This window comes from Streptomyces lavendulae subsp. lavendulae, assembly GCF_002803845.1.
Taxonomy (GTDB): Bacteria; Actinomycetota; Actinomycetes; order Streptomycetales; family Streptomycetaceae; genus Streptomyces; species Streptomyces lavendulae.
The window spans coordinates 3,211,260-3,228,849 of the sequence record NZ_CP024985.1 but is presented as its reverse complement, the minus strand read 5'-3'; the positions used below and the strand labels follow the sequence as shown (position 1 = coordinate 3,228,849).

Sequence of the window (17,590 nt, the reverse complement as noted above, 5' to 3'; positions counted from 1 at the left end):
TGTCGGTGGCGGCGGCTAGCCTTTCGATGTGACCGCCGTGACCGCGTACGGGTCCGGGCGCGCGCCCGCACTCACCGATCCCGAGCAGCTCAAGGAGCTCCTCGGGATCCCCTTCACGCCCGAACAGCTGGCCTGCGTCACCGCCCCGCCCGCCCCCCAGGTGATCGTCGCCGGAGCCGGCTCCGGCAAGACCACCGTCATGGCCGCCCGCGTGGTCTGGCTCGTCGGCACCGGAGCGGTCGCCCCCGAGCAGGTCCTCGGCCTCACCTTCACCAACAAGGCCGCAGGCGAGCTCGCCGAACGCGTCCGCAAGGCCCTCGCCCGGGCCGGAGTCACCGACCCCGACCCCTCCCCGGCCGAGGCCGAAGCGGCCGGCGGCGAGCCGCGGATCGCCACGTACCACGCCTTCGCCGGACAGCTCCTGAAGGACCACGGCCTGCGCATCGGGCTGGAGCCCAGCGCCCGCCTCCTCGCCGACGCCACCCGCTTCCAGCTCGCCGCGAAGGTGATCCGCGAGGCCCCCGGCCCCTACCCCTCCCTCACCAAGTCCGTCCCCGACCTGGTCAGCGACCTCCTCGCGCTCGACGGGGAGCTCTCCGAGCACCTCGTCGAACCGGACGGGCTGCGCGCGTACGACACACGGCTGCTCGACTCCCTCGCCGACGTCAGACTGACCAACGAGGACCTGCGCAAGGTCCCCGAGGCCGTCCGCGGCCGCCTGGAGCTGCTCGAACTGGTCGCCCGCTACCGCACGGCCAAACGCTCCCGCGACCTCTTCGACTTCGGCGACCAGATAGCCCTCTCCGCCCGGCTCGCCACCACCCGCCCCGAGGTCGGCGCGCTGCTGCGCGAGGAGTTCCGCGTGGTCCTCCTCGACGAGTACCAGGACACCTCCGTCGCCCAGCGCCTGCTGCTCTCCGGGCTCTTCGGCGGGGGCACCGGGCACGCCGTGACCGCCGTGGGCGACCCCTGCCAGGCCATCTACGGCTGGCGCGGAGCCTCCGTCGCCAACCTCGACGACTTCCCCGCCCACTTCCCGCACGCCGACGGGAGCCCCGCCACCCGGCTCTCCCTCAGCGAGAACCGGCGCAGCGGCGGCCGCCTCCTCGACCTGGCCAACGGCCTCGCCGCCCCGCTGCGCGCGATGCACGAGGGGGTCGAGGCGCTGCGCCCCGCCCCCGGGGCCGAACGCGACGGCGTGGTGCGCTGCGCCCTGCTGGAGACGCACGCCGAGGAGCTGGAGTGGCTCGCGGACTCCGTCGCCCACCTGGTGCGGACGGGTACCGAACCGGGCGAGATCGCGGTGCTGTGCCGTTCCGCCGCGGACTTCGCGCGGATCCAGGCCGTGCTGGTGGCCCGTGACGTCCCCGTGGAGGTCGTCGGCCTGTCCGGGCTCCTCCACCTCCCCGAGGTCGCCGACCTGGTCTCGGTCTGCGAGGTGCTCCAGGACCCGGGGGCCAATGCCGCCCTCGTCCGGCTCCTCATCGGCCCGCGCTGGCGGATCGGCGCCCGCGACCTCGCCCTGCTCGGCCGCCGGGCCCGGCAGCTGGTGGCCCGCGCCTCCGCCGCCGACGGCCCCGACGGGCGGCTCGCGGCGGCTGTCGAGGGCGTGGACCCGGCGGAGATCGTCTCCCTGGCCGACGCGCTGGAAACCTTCCTCGACGGCGCCGGCCAGTCCGCCCCCGACGACCTGCCCTTCTCCGCCGCCGCCCGGGTGCGCTTCGCGCACCTCGCGCAGGAGCTGCGCGACCTGCGGCGTTCGCTCGCCGATCCGCTGATGGACGTGCTGCACCGGGTGCTGGCCACCACGGGCCTGGAGGTCGAGCTCTCCGCGTCCCCGCACGCGCTGGCCGCCCGCCGCCGCGAGACCCTGTCGAACTTCATGGACGTCGCGGCCGGCTTCGCCGCGCTCGACGGGGAGGCGACCCTCCTCGCCTTCCTGGGCTTCCTGCGCACGGCCGCCCAGTACGAGAAGGGCCTGGACCACGCCCTGCCGGGCGGGGAGAACACCGTCAAGGTGCTGACCGCCCACAAGTCCAAGGGGCTGGAGTGGGACGTGGTCGTCGTCCCCGACCTGTGCGCCGGCTCCTTCCCGAAGGAGAAGCCACCGGAGGCCTGGACCTCGTACGCGAAGGTCCTCCCGTACGGGCTGCGCGGCGACGCCCCCACCCTTCCCGCCGACCCGGAGTGGACCTCGGCGGGCCTGAAGTCCTTCAAGGCCGCCCTCAAGACCCACAAGCAGACCGAGGAACTCCGCCTCGGGTACGTCACCTTCACCCGGCCGCGCTCCCTGCTGCTGGCCTCCGGCCACTGGTGGGGGCCGACGCAGAAGCGCCGCCGCGGCCCGTCGGCGTTCCTGGACGCCCTGCGCGCGCACTGCGAGGCCGGGTTCGGGGAGATCGAGGCCTGGGCGGCCGAGCCCGCCGAAGACGCCGAGAACCCGGCCCTGACCTCTGCGGCCGACCCCGACCACTCCTGGCCCCTCCCCCTGGACCCCGCCTCCCTCGCCCTCCGCCGCGAGGCGGCCGCCCTGGTCGAATCCCACCTCCTGACCGCCCTCACCCCGCCCCCCGCCCCCGACCCGTACCTGTGGCCCCCGCACTGCGAGGACCCGTCCTACGACGACCCCCCGTGGCCCCTGCCCCCCGAATCCGACGACCTCTGGCCTGGCGAGGCCCGGCCGGGCGGCTCCGGCGTGCCCGCGCCGGCTGACGGCCGCGGCGGGGTTCGGGGCGGAGCCCCGGTTCCGGGAAGGGGCGGGGTGGGGGACCTTCATCTTCCGCCCGGCCCCGCCGACGACCCCTGGGCGACCGAGCCCTGGGCCGACGACCCCTGGGCGACCGAACCCGCCGACGCCGCCGACGCTTCCTGGGCCGCCGCGCCGGCCGAGCCCGCCGGGCCCGGTGAACCCGGCGGCCTCCGGTCCCGGGCGGCCGCGCAGGCCGATGACCTGTGGGCCGGGGAGGCCGCGCGGCCCGTCGGTGCGCCCCGCGCCGGGGATCCCGCCCGGCTGCCCGGACCCCGCCGGCACGGCGCCCCCGCCGGCCCGTACCGGCCGGAGGCAGAGGGCGCCCCCGCCGGCCCGTCGCAGCCAGGGGGCACTGCCCCGCCGACCCCCGAAGAGGCCCGCGCCATCGCCTCCTGGGACCGTGATCTCGACGCCCTCGAAGGCGAGCTCCGCCGCGCACGGGCGGCCGTGCGCGAGGTCGAGTTGCCCTCCGCCCTCTCCGCGAGCCAGCTCATGCGCCTCGCCGCCGACGAGCAGGGCTTCGTACGCGATCTCGCCCGCCCCATGCCCAGGCCTCCGCAGCCGGCCGCCCGCCAGGGCACCCGCTTCCACGCCTGGGTGGAGTCCCGCTTCGAGGAGCTGCCCCTGCCGCTCCTCGACCTCCTCGACCCCGCCACCGAACTGCCCGGCTCCGACCAGGAGGTCGCCGACGAGGCCGACCTCGACGCCCTCAAGGCCGCCTTCGAGCGCAGCGAGTACGCCGAGCGGACCCCGTACCGGATGGAGGCCCCGGTGCAGCTCACGCTCGCCGGCCGGGTGATCCGCGGCCGGATCGACGCCGTGTACAAGAACCCCGACGGCTCGTACGAGGTGGTCGACTGGAAGACCGGCCGCACCACCCAGGCCGACCCCCTCCAGCTCGCCGTGTACCGCCTCGCCTGGGCGGAAGCCACCGGCACCCCCCTCGACCGGGTCTCCGCCGCCTTCCTCCACGTCCGCAGCGGCCGCGTGATCCGCCCCCGTGACCTGCCCGGACGGGCCCGTCTTGAGCGGATCCTCCAAGGCGAAACGGGCACGGACGGTGACGCTCAGGCGGACGGATAGGCTCGGGGCCATGAGCGAAACCCAGCCGGACAGCGTCGTCCGCACGTACATCGACACCCACCGCACGGCCTTCCTCGACGACCTCGCCGAGTGGCTGCGCATCCCGTCCGTCTCGGCCCAGCCCGAGCACGCGGGCGACGTGCGCCGCAGCGCTGAATGGCTCGCGGCGAAGCTCAAGGAGACCGGCTTCCCGGTCACCGAGATCTGGCCGACCCCCGGCGCGCCCGCGGTCTTCGCGGAGTGGCCCAGCGAGGACCCGTCGGCCCCGACCGTCCTCGTCTACGGCCACCACGACGTCCAGCCCGCCGCCCTCGCGGACGGCTGGCACACCGAGCCCTTCGAGCCGGTGGTCCGCGACGGCCGCATGTACGGCCGCGGCGCGGCCGACGACAAGGGCCAGGTCTTCTTCCACACCCTCGGCGTGCGCGCCCACCTCGCCGCCACCGGCGCCGCCGCCCCCGCGGTGCACCTCAAGCTGCTGATCGAGGGCGAGGAGGAGTCCGGCTCCCCGAACTTCCGCGCCCTCGTCGAGGAGCGCGCCGAGCGCCTCGCCGCGGACGTCGTGATCGTCTCCGACACCGGCATGTGGTCCGAGACCACCCCCACCGTCTGCACCGGCATGCGCGGCGTCGCCGACTGCGAGATCGACTTCCACGGCCCCGACCAGGACATCCACTCGGGCGCCTTCGGCGGTGCCGTGCCCAATCCGGCCACCGCCGCAGCCCGCCTCGTCGCGGCCCTGCACGACGAGGACGGCCGGGTCACGATCCCGGGCTTCTACGACGGCATCGCCGAGCTCAGTGACGCCGAGCGCGCGCTGATCGCCGAGCTGCCCTTCGACGAGGCCGAGTGGCTCCGTACGGCCAAGTCCCACGCGGCCGCGGGCGAGGCCGGCTACTCCACCCTGGAGCGCGTCTGGGCCCGCCCGACAGCCGAGGTCAACGGCATCGGCGGCGGTTACCAGGGCCCCGGCGGCAAGACCATCGTGCCCGCCTCGGCGCACCTGAAGCTCTCGTTCCGCCTGGTCTCGGGGCAGGAGCCGTACGAGGTCGAGGCAGCCGTCCGGGACTGGGTCGCCGCCCGTGTGCCCGCCGGGATCCGGCACTCCATCGTCTTCGGCGCCCCCACCCGGCCCTGCCTGACCCCGCTGGACCACCCCGCGCTGCAGTCCGTGGTCCGCGCCATGGGCCGCGCCTTCGGGCAGCGGGTCCGCTTCACCCGCGAGGGCGGCTCGGGCCCGGCGGCCGACCTCCAGGACGTGCTGGAAGCCCCCGTCCTCTTTCTCGGGATCTCCGTGCCGTCCGACGGCTGGCACTCCCCGAACGAGAAGGTCGAGCTCGACCTCCTCCTCAAGGGCGTGGAGACCACCGCCTACCTGTGGGGCGACCTCGCCGAGCACTGGAAGCCCGCGACCGCCTGACACAACCGCCACACCGGCCACACCGGCCACCCGCGCCGCACCGCCACCCGAGCAGCCTGCCTTGTCCCACACACCGGGGGAGTTGGAAGTACCTGTGAGCACCCATACCGAGCCCGAGCGCCCTCTCTCGCTCGCCGCGCCCAGCGGAATCGACCGCGCCGCGCACCACCGCCTCGACGAGGCGTGGCTCGCCGCGGCCTGGAGCCACCCGACGACCCGCGTCTTCGTCGTCTCCGGCGGCCAGGTCCTGATCGACGACACCCCCGACGGCGGCACCGCCATCGTGATGACCCCGGCCTTCGAGGCCCCGGTCACCGAGACCCACCGCTACTTCCTGGGGACGGACGAGGACGGCGTACGGTACTTCGCGCTGCAGAAGGACTCCCTGCCGGGCCGGATGGACCAGTCGGCCCGCCCGGCCGGACTGCGCGAGGCCGGGCTGCTGCTCTGCCCCCGCGACGCCGGGCTGATGGTCCACGCGGTGGCGCTGGAGAACTGGCAGCGCATGCACCGCTTCTGCTCCCGCTGCGGCGAGCGCACGGTGGTCGCGGCCGCCGGGCACATCCGCCGCTGCCCGGGCTGCGGCGCCGAGCACTACCCGCGCACCGACCCGGCCGTGATCATGCTGGTCACGGACGAGCAGGACCGCGCGCTGCTGGGCCGCCAGGTGCACTGGCCCGAGGGCCGCTTCTCGACGCTGGCCGGGTTCGTGGAGCCGGGCGAGTCCATCGAGCAGTCGGTGATCCGCGAGGTGTGGGAGGAGGCGGGCGTCAAGGTCGGCACGGTCGAGTACGTGGCCAGCCAGCCCTGGCCGTTCCCGTACAGCCTGATGCTGGGCTTCAACGCCCGGGCCGTCAGCTCGGAGATCACGGTCGACGGCGAGGAGATCCAGGAGGCCCGCTGGTTCTCCCGGGAGGACCTGCGCGCCGCCATCGAGGCCGGCGAGGTCCTGCCGCCCTCGGGCATCTCCATCGCGGCCCGCCTCGTCGAGCTCTGGTACGGCCAGCCCCTCCCGAAGCCGGCCACGACCCTCTGACGGCCGACCCCGTACGCGGCGGCCCGCCGCGTACGGGGGCACCTGCCCGGGGTTCCGGCGAAGGACGCCCGGCATCACGGCCCGACCGCCCCACGCACCGCCCGGGTCCCGGCGCGGCACCATGACGCCGGGCCGGACGCAGCAGGCCCCCGCCGGGGCGGGGGCCATTGCGGGGCCGGGACCGGTCAGACGGCGAGGGCCTGCTTGACCTGGGCCAGGCTCGGGTTCGTCATGACGGACTCGTTGCCGCCGGAAGACTTCACGAGCACGGTGGGGACGGTCTGGTTGCCGCCGTTCGCCTGCTCCACGAACTTCGCGGACTCCGGGTCGAGCTCGATGTTGATCTCGTTGTACGCGATGCCCTCGCGGTCCAGCTGCTTCTTCAGCCGGTTGCAGTAGCCGCACCAGGTGGTGCTGTACATCGTGACGGTGCCCGTGTCCTGCATGCTCGCTCCTCTGGGAGGTCTCGGTGGACCGGGTCTCGGTGATCGGTCCGAGTAATCGAACGTCCCCCGTCCCCGGCCCATTCCCGGTCCGGGTGCCGGGACGGCCGGTGTGACGGATCCGACTGCCGCGGACGCTCCGGCTGGTGGGGCCGGTGTGACGGTATGAAGGACGCCCCTCGCCTGTGGACGGTTTTCCCGCCCGCCCCTCGGGACCTGGCAGCATGGCGGGGTGACAGCAGCAACGCACTCCTCAGTCTCCCCGGCCGACGCAGACGCCGCGGACGCCGTGCTCCTGGGCCTGGACCCGGAGCAGCGCGAGGTCGCCACGACCCTGCGCGGCCCGGTGTGCGTACTGGCCGGCGCCGGCACCGGCAAGACCCGCGCGATCACGCACCGCATCGCGTACGGGGTCCGCTCGGGCATGCTCATGCCCGCCAGCGTGCTCGCCGTCACCTTCACCAACCGCGCCGCCGGAGAGATGCGCGGCCGCCTGCGCACCCTCGGCGCAGGAGGGGTCCAGGCCCGCACCTTCCACTCCGCGGCCCTGCGCCAGCTCCAGTACTTCTGGCCCCGGGCCGTCGGGGGCGAGCTGCCCCGGCTCCTGGAGCGCAAGATCCAGTTCGTGGCCGAGGCCGGCGCCCGCTGCCGCATCCGCCTCGACCGCAACGAGCTGCGCGACGTCACCGGCGAGATCGAATGGGCCAAGGTCACCCAGACCGTCCCCGCCGACTACCCCGCCGCCGCCCTCAAGGCCGGCCGCGAGGCACCCCGGGACCTGGCCGAGATCGCCCAGATCTACGGCACGTACGAGCAACTCAAGCGCGACCGCGGGATGATCGACTTCGAGGACGTGCTGCTCCTCACCGTCGGCGTCCTCCAGGACCGCCACGACATCGCCGAGCAGATCCGCGCCCAGTACCAGCACTTCGTGGTGGACGAGTACCAGGACGTCAGCCCGCTCCAGCAGCGCCTGCTCGAACTCTGGCTCGGCGACCGCGACAGCCTCTGCGTCGTCGGCGACGCCAGCCAGACCATCTACTCCTTCACCGGGGCCACCCCCGACCACCTGCTCGACTTCCGCACCCGCTACCCGCAGGCCACCGTCGTCAAGCTGGTCCGCGACTACCGTTCCACCCCCCAGGTGGTCCACCTGGCCAACGGCCTGCTGGGCCAGGCCAGGGGCCGGGCCGCGGAGCACCGCCTGGAACTGGTCTCCCAGCGCGAGCCCGGCCCCGACCCGGTCTACGCCGAGTACCCCGACGAGCCCGCCGAGGCCGAGGGCGTGGCCGGCCGGGTCCGGGACCTGATCGCGGCCGGCGTCCCGGCCGGGGAGATCGCCGTCCTCTACCGGATCAACGCCCAGTCCGAGGTGTACGAGCAGGCCCTGGCCGACGCCGGGGTCCCGTACCAGCTGCGCGGGGCCGAGCGGTTCTTCGAGCGGGCCGAGGTCCAGAAGGCCGTCCTCGCCCTGCGCGGATCCGCACGGTCCGGCGGCAGCGACGACCCCCTCCTGCAGGACGTGGTGGAACTGCCCTCCCAGGTCCGGGCCGTGCTCAGCTCCACCGGCTGGACCACCGAGCCGCCCACGGGTTCCGGAGCCGTGCGCGACCAGTGGGAGTCCCTGGCCGCGCTGGTCCGCCTCGCCGAGGACTTCGCCCGCAGCCGGCCCGGCGTGACCCTGGCCGACCTCGTCGTCGAGCTCGACGAGCGCAGGGCCGCCCAGCACGCGCCGACCGTCCAGGGCGTCACCCTCGCCTCGCTGCACGCCGCCAAGGGCCTGGAGTGGGACGCCGTGTTCCTGGTCGGCCTCACCGACGGCATGATGCCGATCACCTACGCCAAGACCGACGAGCAGGTCGAGGAGGAGCGCCGGCTCCTGTACGTCGGGGTCACCCGCGCGCGGCACCACCTGACCCTCTCCTGGGCGCTCTCCCGGGCTCCGGGCGGCCGGGCCTCCCGTCGCCCCAGCCGCTTCCTGAACGGCCTGCGGCCGGGCTCGGCGGCCCTCGGCAGCCGGCCGGGCGGGCCCGAGGCGGGAGCGGCCCGCAAGCGCGGCCGCCGCGGACCGGCGCTGTGCCGGGTCTGCGGCAGGACCCTCACCGAGGCCGGCGAGATCAAGCTGATGCGCTGCGAGGACTGCCCGTCGGACATGGACGAGGGCCTCTACGAGCGGCTGCGCGACTGGCGCGCCGGCCAGTCGAAGCTCCAGGGGATGCCCGCGTACTGCGTGTTCACGGACAAGACCCTGATGGCCATCGCCGAGGCCGCGCCGGGCGAGGCGGGGCAGCTCTCGATGATCTCCGGCGTGGGTGGTCGCAAGCTTGAGCGGTACGGAGCCGATGTCCTGGCCATCTGCGCAGGCCAGGAGCCTGCGGGCGCGGATCCTGACGACGCGTAGAAACTCGTCGGAAAAATAGTTTGCACATGCCCAGCGAATCCCCATAGGTTCTTAGCAACGGAAACGGTGGCTTCTCCGAAGCCCAGGATCCGTGCTGTACTTATCCGAATACGCATGGGACGGGCCTTCGGGCCGAGTCCCCGAGACGCCGAGAGGAGGCGAGACCAGTGACCAGCTTCATGACCTTCACCAAAATGACCGATCGCTCGGTCGACGCTTCCTGCCTGCTCGGTTCCGTCTCCCTCCTGGGTACCGGTCTGTCCGCGATTTCCGCTGACCGGCCCGCCCTGCTGGCGACCCTTGCGGTCAGCGAGCGCAATGAGCGACCGACCCAGGCACCGGTGGCAGTACTGGAAGCCCAGGCGCATGGCGCCTATGGCTTCGCGGCCGCAGCCGGTGCCGGATCCCAGACGCAGACGAAGAAGCAGCAGCACCACCTGATGTGGGCCTTCCGCGGGCTCGAACCCTGGAGTGATCCAGCCTGATCTCATGATCAGGCCGGCGCCTTCAGGGCCGCGGAACCCCACCCGGGATCCGCGGCCCTTCTGTTTGTCCCCGAACGGGGACGACGGAGCGAAGGGGCCTCGGGACTGGCAAGACCAGGTACCAAGCCGCGACCGGCCAACCGGCCGGAACGACTAGTCGAACAAGACGAGGAAGAAAACACCGTGCAACTCGAAGCGCACGCCCCGTCCGTACCGCAGAACCGAACGATCTCCCCGCCCGCAGTCCCGGAGGACTCCACCTTGACCCCCCTCACCGCGCTCACCGCGCTCGACGACGCCATCGAGAACCTCGGCGTCCCGGTTCCCTGCCGCACCTTCGACCCCGAGGTCTTCTTCGCCGAGTCCCCGGCCGACGTCGAGTACGCCAAGTCCCTCTGCGGCACCTGCCCGCTGGTCGAGGCCTGCCTCGCCGGCGCCCAGGAGCGCCGCGAGCCCTGGGGCGTCTGGGGCGGAGAGCTCTTCGTCCAGGGCGTCGTCGTGGCGCGCAAGCGTCCCCGTGGCCGTCCGCGCAAGAACCCGGTTGCAGCGGCATGACCGCCATCGGAACCATCGACCGCCCCCTGACGCGCGACCCCCTGAAGCAGGCCCCCATGTCCCCCTACGCCACCACGAGCGAGCAGCCGCACGGCTCCGCCACCGCAGACTTCATCACCGCCGGCGCGATCACCTCGCGTCAGAACAGGACCCGCGAAATGCAACTCATCCCAGAAGCCCTGGCCCGTGCCCATATGGACGACCGCATGCGTGAGGCGGACGCCGAGCGTCACGCCCTGCGCCTGGTCGCCGCGCGGCGCATGCAGCGCCGGGCCGAGCGCGTCTCCATGCGCGCCCGGCGCGCGCTCGCCATGGCCGTCATGCACTGAGGCTCACCGAGCCACCGGGTCACCCAGCGGGTGACCCGGCCCCCGGGGGGACCGGTCCGAACGGACCGGTCCCCCCGGTGCGTTGCGGAGCCCGGACGCCCCCCGCGGGGATATCGTCTGGAGGTGGACCAGCAGACTCCCCACCCCGACCCGCCGGGATCCGGGGCCCGGCCCGTCGTCTGCGCGCGCTGCGGCGCACGCTCCCCGGACGGAGCCCCGCCGACCTGGACCTGTTCGGTGGAGAACGGCACCAGACAGTACTTCTGCGTGGACTGCGCGCGGGCCAACCTCCGGGCCATCGAGGGCCGCCTCGACTCCGCCTGGTGGTGACCCCGGCCGCCGCCGGTCCCGCCCCCGGAACTCAGTCCTCGGGCAGGAACCCCGGCAGCCAGGACTCCAGCTCGTCGCGCAGCCGCACCGTCGAACCCAGCTGACACAGCACCCCGATGGTGCTCAGCGTCACCCGGTGGATCAGCAGGTACGAGGGCGGCAGGTTGATCTGCCGCCCCAACTGGTGCGCGGGGGAGCGGGGATCGGCGATCCGGGCCGCCTGACCGCGCAGCCACGGCCTGGTGAAGGTGAACTCCTCCGCCTCGGCGGGCTCGATGATCGGCTTGAGGTAGTCGAGCACCGCCTCCGGGTCGAGTTCGATGGACTCCTTCACGAACCCCTCGGCACGCAGGTGTCCGTATACCCCCTCGGCGTCCCCGTCCAGGGTCAACCGCAGGGACCGGCCTATGGGCTTGGGCCAGCCGCCCGGCAGCCGGTCGACAGTGCCGAAGTCGAGCACGCCCAGCCGCATCCGGCCGTCCGCCCCCTCGATCAGCCGGAAGTTGCCCGGATGCGGATCGGCGTGCAGCAGCCCCGTGCGCGCGGGCCCGGAGAAGAGGAACCGGGCCAGCAGCTGCCCGGCGCGGTCGCGCTCCTCCTGAGTGCCGTCGGCGATCACCTCCGACAGCGGGACGCCCTCCATCCACTCCGTCACCAGCACCTGGTCGCCCTGGTACACCACGTCCGGAACCACCACGTCCGGGTCGGCGTCGAAGGCGTCCGCGTGCGCGCGCTGCGCCTCGGCCTCCAGCTCGTAGTCCAGCTCCTCCGCGACCCGGTCGCGCAGCTCGTTGATCAGCGGCTTCATGTCCATGCCGGGGATCAGCGGCCCGAGCAGTCCGGCGAAGCGGCTCAGCTGCTTGAGGTCCGACAGCAGTGCCTCTCCGGCCCCCGGGTACTGGACCTTGACCGCCACCTGCCGGCCGTCGTGCCACACCGCCCGGTGCACCTGCCCGATGGAGGCGGCCGCGGCGGGCTTGTCCTCGAACTCCTCGAAGAGCTCCCGCCAGTCCTCGCCGAGCCGCTCCGCCAGCACCTGGTGCACCCGCGCCGCCGGCAGCGGCGGGGCCGCCTCCTGAAGCTTGGTCAGCGCCGCCCGGTACGGACCCGCGACCTCCTCGGGAAGCGCCGACTCGAACACCGACAGGGCCTGCCCGAACTTCATGGCGCCGCCCTTCAGCTCGCCGAGCGTGCGGAACAACTGCTCGGCGGTGCGCTGCTGGAGCTCCCGGGCGACGATCTCGGCAGACTTCCCGCCGATCCGCTTGCCCAGCCCCCAGGTCGCCCGGCCCGCTATGCCGAGCGGCAGCGCGGCCAGCTTGACGGTACGGGTGACCGCCTTCCGGGGAAGATCAGACATACGCCCCTCCTGTTCCCAGACGGCTGCGCCGCGAGCGGCGGATCCGGGACGGCCCCTCGGCCCCCGACGCATCCTGTCACGAGCCCCCCGGCCCGCGGACCCGGGCACCCGCCCCCGGTCCGCCGCGACTCCGGCCGTTCACGAGCGCACCGCCGGGGCGGCCACGGCGGGCGCCGCCGCGCAGGGGCAGTCCGGATGGGGGTGCAGCGGGGACCGCTCCCAGTGGGCCCCCGGAAGCGCGGCCTCCCAGCGGGCGGCCGTCGAGGCGGGCAGCTCCCCGTCGAGGAAGGCCAGGGCGTGCGCCGCGGCCAGCCCCGCCACCGCCGTGGACAGCCCCACGTCGCAGGCCCCCGAGTCCCGGCGGCGGTGCGCCGACCGCCACTGGACCAGCATCCTCGGCCAGGCCGGATCCCGGTCGACGCGCTCGCGCTCCATGCACCCGGCGCAGGCCGTGGCGCCCGGCAGCACCAGCGGGCCGACCAGCCCCGTCCCCTCCAGCACCCCCGCGTACAGGTGCGGGGTGCCCGCGGCCACCCAGTCGGCCGCGGCGGCCGGATCGGGAGCCCACGCCTGCAGCCCGTCCCGGGGCGCGACCACCACCAGCGCCGGTCCGGGCTCCGGCCCCTCGGGATCCCCGGTGCGCGGAGGCCGCCCCGGCGCCGACCCCCGTACCAGGGCCCGCGCGGCCTCGGCCCGCAGCCGGCCCACATCGGCCGGACCGAGCCCGCCCGGCGCCACGTCGGCCGCGGTCACCCGGCCCCCGTCGAGCACATCGACCCGTCCGACCCCGGCCGACGCCAGGACGGCGGCGACCACCGCCCCCACCCGCCCGCTCCCGCGCACCTGGACCCGTATCGCCCGCCGCGCCGCGAGGCCCCGTAGATCACCGCCCGGTTCACGGCGCACCAGCGAGAGCGAACCCAGATCGGGCCCGAGCCGCTCCAGGGTCTCGGGGCGGCGCCGCACCGCCTGGGCCCGCGGCCCTCCCGCGGTGACGTCGTCGAGCAGCCCGGCGCGCGCGAGCCGCCGCACCAGCTCGTCCACCTGCCCCTCCGGCAGCCCCATCCCCCGGGCCTCGGTCCGCAGCAGGTCCATGCCCCGCGTACCGTCGATCCGGTCGATCAGCGCGCCCGTGGCCGTGTCGACCGGCCCGAGCACCACCGCGTGCGCGGGCGTCACACCGAACTGGACCGTCTGCAGATCCCTCCAGGCCCGTGCCAGGGCCGGCTTCACCTTCGGATACACGGCTTCCCCCTCGTCGTGGTGCGTCCCGGTGCGCGGCCGGGGACCACCGCCCCCGCCTCGCCCGCTCTTCTCTCCTTCCGTCACCATGCCCGTCTTCCGCCGGACGTGCGGGATTTTGTCCACAGGCAAGGGGTATTAGGCATATGAGAGGGATAACGAGGTGTCCCCGGCGCCCCCTTCAGGACCCTTCTTCAGGACCCTTCCGCCGCCGCCCGCGCCCCGCTCACGTTCCAACGGCGGACGCGCGGGACTTCCGCCACGACGACCGGGTACCTTCGAGGCGTGTCCGCCGACCCACCCCAGCGCGCCGTGGAAGTCCGCCGGAGCGCGCGCCGCCGCAGGACCGTGTCCGCCTACCGCGAGGGTGACCGGACGGTCGTGCTGATCCCTGCCCGGATGTCCGAGGCCGAGGAGCGGCGCTGGGTGGGCGTCATGCTCGACAAGCTCGCCGCCCAGGAGAGCAAACGCACCCTGGGCGACACGGAACTGACCGAACGCGCCGGGCACCTGTCGGAGCAGTACCTCGACGGCCGCGCCCGCCCCCGCTCGGTCCGCTGGGTCACCAACCAGAACACCCGCTGGGGCTCCTGCACCCCGTCCGAGGGCAGCATCCGCCTCTCCCACCGCCTCCAGGGCATGCCCGAGTACGTCGTCGACTACGTGCTGCTCCACGAGCTGGCGCACCTCCTGGTGCCCGGCCACGGCCCCCGCTTCTGGGAGCTGCTGGACGCCTACCCGAAGACGGAGCGGGCCCGCGGATTCCTCGAAGGCGTGGTCGCCGCGGAACGCCTCCCCCGGATTCCGGGCGCGCGCGAGGAATGACCTTCTGTCACAGAACGCGATTTGTGTACCGGGTCGGTACCGGCTTGGCCGGATGTCCGCAGGAGCCGTTAGCCTGAGCGGCACGCATTCAGCGGTACGCATTCACAGTCGGGATGGGGGACGGTCGGACGTATGGCCAGGGAATTCCAACGCGGCCACAAGGCCAAGATCAGTGATCTGACGGCGGGCACCGATCTGTACGTGGGCGTCCAGATCGCCGGGCCCGGGCTCACCTTCGACATCAGCTGCTTCGGCCTCGACGCCAACGAGCAGCTCTCGGACGACCGTTACTTCGTCTTCTACAACCAGCCCGCATCGCCCGAGGAGTCCATCCAGCAACTCGGACCGCAGGCCGGTGACACGGAATCCTTCCGGGTGACCCTCGACCGCGTGCCGACGGCCGTCCGCAAGCTGTCCTTCAGCGCCACGCTCGACGGTGCCGGCCAGATGTCGCAGATCGGCCCCGGCTACATCCGGATCGTGGCCGGCGGCGAGGAGGTCGTCCGGTACTCCTTCACCGGCTCCGAGTTCAGCACCGAACGCGCGCTGATGATCGGCGACCTCTACTTCAAGGACGCGTGGCGCTTCGCCGCCGTGGGCCAGGGCTTCGACGGCGGACTCGCCGCCCTGCTGAAGCACTTCGGCGGCGAGGTCGCCGAGGACGAGGAGCAGCAGCCGGCGCAGCAGCAGGTGCCGGCCCAGGCCCCGCCGCAGAGCGCCGCGCCCGGTTTCGCCCCGCCGCCGCAGACGGCCGCCCCGGCCCCGGCCTTCGCCGCCCCCGCCCAGCCGCAGCAGCCCCAGCCGCCCCAGCCCGCGCCCTACGCGGCGCCGCAGCAGCAGCCCCCGGCCCCCGCGCCCGTGCACTCCCAGCCGACCATGATCGCCCCGCTGGCCCCGCCCGCGGCCCCGTACGGCCAGCCGCCCCACCCGCCGCAGCAGCCCGGCCCGCCCTCCTACGGCGGCCAGCAGCAGCCGCACTCCTCGTACGGCGCACAGGTCCCCCCGCCGGCCCCGGCCCCCGCGCCCTACGGCCAGCAGCCGCAGGCCCCGTACGGCCAGGTCCCGGGCCAGCAGTACGGTCAGCAGCCCGGCTACGGCCAGCAGCAGCCGGCGTACGGCCAGCAGCCCCCGGCGCCCTACGGCCAGGCCCCGCAGGCCGCCGGCCACGGCCTCGCCGCCGCCCTCCAGCCGTACAAGGAAGCCCCCACGGGCGCCCGCTGGACCCCGCAGAACCAGCAGCTCATGCGGGTCGACCTGGCGATGGGCGGCCAGCCCGTCCTCGCCCGCCAGGGCAGCATGGTCCTCTACCAGGGCAAGGTCGACTTCAGCTACAAGGGCGCGGGCTTCGCCGGCCGCATCGTCGGCAACGCCACCGGCCAGGAGATGCAGCTGATGCGCTGCAGCGGCCGCGGCCAGGTCTTCCTCGCCGAGAACGGCGCCCACCTGCACGCCATCGAGCTCCAGGGCGACGGCATCTGCGTCTCCGCCGAGTCCGTCCTCGCCTTCGACGAGTCCCTCCAGCACGAGGTCCGCCGGATCGAGGGCCACGGCATCCCCGGCGGCGCCCTGTTCACCATGCTCTTCCAGGGCTCCGGCACGGTGATCGTCAAGACGCACGGCGCCCCCGTCGTCCTCCCCGTCACCCCGACCACCTTCGCGGACAGCAACGCCATCGTCGCGTGGTCGGCCGCCTCCCAGGTGATCATTTCCAGCCAGGTGCGCCTGCGGCGCAACGCCTACCCCGGCCACAGCGGGGAGACCGTGAACCTCCAGTTCCGCGGCGCTCCCGGCAACTTCATCGTCGTCCAGCCGTACGAGGTCTGAGGGAGCCCCACATGAACGCCATGAACGCAATGAACCAGCAGCTCGCGGGCTACGCCCCCACCCCCGTCACGGCCCGCATGGAGAACCACGGCCGCGCCATGCTCAAGGTCGCCATGCAGAGCGGCCAGGACCTCTTCGCCCGCACCGGCTCGATGGTCGCCTACGAGGGCTTCGTCCAGTACGAGCCCAACCCCCCGGCCGTGCGCCAGATGGCCTCGCAGTGGCTGACCGGCGAGGGCGCCCCGCTGATGAAGTGCACCGGCGACGGCCTGCTCTACCTCGCCGACTACGGCGCCGACGTCGTCTGCGTCAACCTCAACAACGACGCCCTCTCCGTCAACGGCACCAACCTCCTCGCCTTCGACGCCCACCTCCAGTGGGGCGTCGAGCGGGTCAAGGGCATGGCGAAGTTCGCCGGCCAGGGCCTGTTCAACGTCCAGGTGTCCGGAACCGGATGGGTCGCCATCACCTCCCGCGGCACCCCGATCGTCGTCGACTGCGGCCGCGGCGAGGACGAGACCTACGTGGACCCGGACGCGCTCGTCGCCTGGTCCCCGAACCTCAAGGTCAAGGGCAAGCGCAGCTTCAAGGCCTCGTCGATGATCGGCCGGGGCAGCGGGGAGGCCTACCAGATGGCCTTCTCCGGCCAGGGCATCGTCGTCGTACAGCCCAGCGAGGACAGCACCGACCGGCTCCGGACCCGGGGCTGAGGGGGAGCGGACACATCATGCAGAGCTCACTTTTCGGCTACGCGGAAGCGCAGTCCCAGGAGCGGTACACCGTCCAGAACCCGCAGCTCCTGCGGGTCTCGCTGACCGGCTCCGACGACGTCCTCGCCCGCAAGGGCGCGATGGTCGCCTACCAGGGCATCGTCGACTTCGACGGCGAGTACCAGAGCACCACCCAGCGCACCGCCCGCGCCCGCACCGGCGAGGGCCTGGACCTGATGCGCTGCTCCGGGCAGGGCACGGTCTACCTGGCCAACCTCGCCCAGTACGTGCACGTCGTGGACGTGGACCAGGACGGCCTCACCGTCGACAGCAGCTACGTGCTGGCCCTGGACTCCACCCTGCACACCGAGGCCATCGCCGTCGACAGCCAGTACGGCATCTCCGGCTCCGGCAAGTACCAGCTCAACATCTCCGGCCGCGGCAAGGTCGCGCTGATGACCTCCGGCCAGCCGCTGATGATGCAGGTCACCCCCGACAAGTACGTCAACGCCGACGCCGACGCCATCGTCGCCTGGTCCACCTCGCTGCGTGTGCAGATGCAGGCCCAGACGCACTCCACCGGCGTGTGGCGGCGCCGCGGCAACACCGGAGAGGGCTGGGAGCTCAGCTTCCTCGGCACCGGCTTCGCCCTGGTCCAGCCCAGCGAGCTGCTCCCGCCGCAGAACGCCCAGCTCGGACAGGGCATGGCCGCCCAGTTCGGCATGGGCCAGCACGGTGCCCACGCCCAGAACCAGAACAACGCCTGGAACTGAGCCACCGCGCCCCGCGCGACGGCGG

General features: G+C 73.6%; 15 protein-coding genes. 12 read left to right on the top strand and 3 right to left on the bottom strand.

Annotated elements, in window-relative coordinates; translation table 11 throughout:
• Positions 1-28: 28 nt before the first annotated feature.
• The 3 genes from SLAV_RS13560 to nudC all read left to right on the top strand — a co-directional run bounded on the left by SLAV_RS13560 (position 29) and on the right by nudC (position 6,288).
• A complete protein-coding gene (locus SLAV_RS13560; RefSeq protein ID WP_234333398.1) occupies positions 29-3,832 on the top strand; it encodes a UvrD-helicase domain-containing protein in 3,804 nt (1,267 codons plus the stop codon).
• Positions 3,833-3,842: 10 nt separating this feature from the next.
• A complete protein-coding gene (locus SLAV_RS13555) occupies positions 3,843-5,252 on the top strand; it encodes a dipeptidase (RefSeq protein ID WP_030225931.1) in 1,410 nt (469 codons plus the stop codon).
• Positions 5,253-5,346: 94 nt separating this feature from the next.
• Positions 5,347-6,288: an NAD(+) diphosphatase gene (gene nudC, locus SLAV_RS13550; protein ID WP_030225928.1), complete on the top strand. Its 942-nt coding sequence runs from the start codon at positions 5,347-5,349 to the stop codon at positions 6,286-6,288.
• A gap of 185 nt (positions 6,289-6,473) precedes the next feature.
• Here the strand turns inward: nudC and SLAV_RS13545 are convergent, their stop codons facing one another.
• The gene (locus tag SLAV_RS13545) at positions 6,474-6,734 is read right to left on the bottom strand and encodes a mycoredoxin (protein WP_030225925.1); all 261 of its coding nucleotides are present in this window, start codon (positions 6,732-6,734) and stop codon (positions 6,474-6,476) included.
• 229 nt (positions 6,735-6,963) lie between these two features.
• Between SLAV_RS13545 and SLAV_RS13540 the strand changes: the two genes are divergently transcribed.
• From SLAV_RS13540 to SLAV_RS13520, 5 genes are all read left to right on the top strand, one after another.
• Positions 6,964-9,132, top strand: a complete 2,169-nt coding sequence (locus SLAV_RS13540; protein ID WP_051840314.1) for an ATP-dependent DNA helicase UvrD2 — start codon at positions 6,964-6,966, stop codon at positions 9,130-9,132.
• A 167-nt stretch (positions 9,133-9,299) separates the two neighbouring features.
• Positions 9,300-9,617: a hypothetical protein gene (locus SLAV_RS13535; RefSeq protein ID WP_373915907.1), complete on the top strand. Its 318-nt coding sequence runs from the start codon at positions 9,300-9,302 to the stop codon at positions 9,615-9,617.
• A 183-nt stretch (positions 9,618-9,800) separates the two neighbouring features.
• The gene (locus SLAV_RS13530) at positions 9,801-10,172 is read left to right on the top strand and encodes a WhiB family transcriptional regulator (RefSeq protein ID WP_030225917.1); all 372 of its coding nucleotides are present in this window, start codon (positions 9,801-9,803) and stop codon (positions 10,170-10,172) included.
• Positions 10,169-10,501 carry a putative WhiB-interacting protein gene (locus SLAV_RS13525; protein WP_030225914.1) on the top strand — a complete coding sequence of 111 codons (333 nt, stop codon included), beginning with the start codon at positions 10,169-10,171 and terminating at the stop codon, positions 10,499-10,501. Before SLAV_RS13530 ends, SLAV_RS13525 begins: the two co-directional genes overlap by 4 nt.
• Before the next feature lie 123 nt (positions 10,502-10,624).
• On the top strand, positions 10,625-10,831 hold the full coding sequence (locus SLAV_RS13520) for an ADP-ribosylation factor GTPase-activating family protein (protein ID WP_030225911.1): 207 nt from the start codon (positions 10,625-10,627) through the stop codon (positions 10,829-10,831).
• A gap of 31 nt (positions 10,832-10,862) precedes the next feature.
• On the opposite strand, the gene SLAV_RS13515 is transcribed toward SLAV_RS13520, so the two are convergent.
• Together SLAV_RS13515 and SLAV_RS13510 are read right to left on the bottom strand one after the other, a co-directional pair.
• Complete coding sequence (locus tag SLAV_RS13515; RefSeq protein WP_030225909.1) at positions 10,863-12,191, bottom strand: ABC1 kinase family protein; 1,329 nt, start codon at positions 12,189-12,191, stop codon at positions 10,863-10,865.
• A gap of 138 nt (positions 12,192-12,329) precedes the next feature.
• Positions 12,330-13,436: a ThiF family adenylyltransferase gene (locus tag SLAV_RS13510; protein ID WP_030225906.1), complete on the bottom strand. Its 1,107-nt coding sequence runs from the start codon at positions 13,434-13,436 to the stop codon at positions 12,330-12,332.
• A gap of 282 nt (positions 13,437-13,718) precedes the next feature.
• Between SLAV_RS13510 and SLAV_RS13505 the strand changes: the two genes are divergently transcribed.
• The 4 genes from SLAV_RS13505 (at position 13,719) to SLAV_RS13490 (ending at position 17,565) form a co-directional block, all read left to right on the top strand.
• Positions 13,719-14,258, top strand: coding sequence for a M48 metallopeptidase family protein (locus SLAV_RS13505; RefSeq protein WP_030225904.1), 540 nt, complete (start codon positions 13,719-13,721; stop codon positions 14,256-14,258).
• A 132-nt stretch (positions 14,259-14,390) separates the two neighbouring features.
• Positions 14,391-16,082, top strand: coding sequence for a TerD family protein (locus tag SLAV_RS13500; protein WP_030225902.1), 1,692 nt, complete (start codon positions 14,391-14,393; stop codon positions 16,080-16,082).
• A 29-nt stretch (positions 16,083-16,111) separates the two neighbouring features.
• A complete protein-coding gene (locus SLAV_RS13495; RefSeq protein ID WP_030225900.1) occupies positions 16,112-16,792 on the top strand; it encodes an AIM24 family protein in 681 nt (226 codons plus the stop codon).
• Positions 16,793-16,809: 17 nt separating this feature from the next.
• A complete protein-coding gene (locus SLAV_RS13490; RefSeq protein ID WP_030225897.1) occupies positions 16,810-17,565 on the top strand; it encodes an AIM24 family protein in 756 nt (251 codons plus the stop codon).
• Positions 17,566-17,590: the final 25 nt, after the last annotated feature.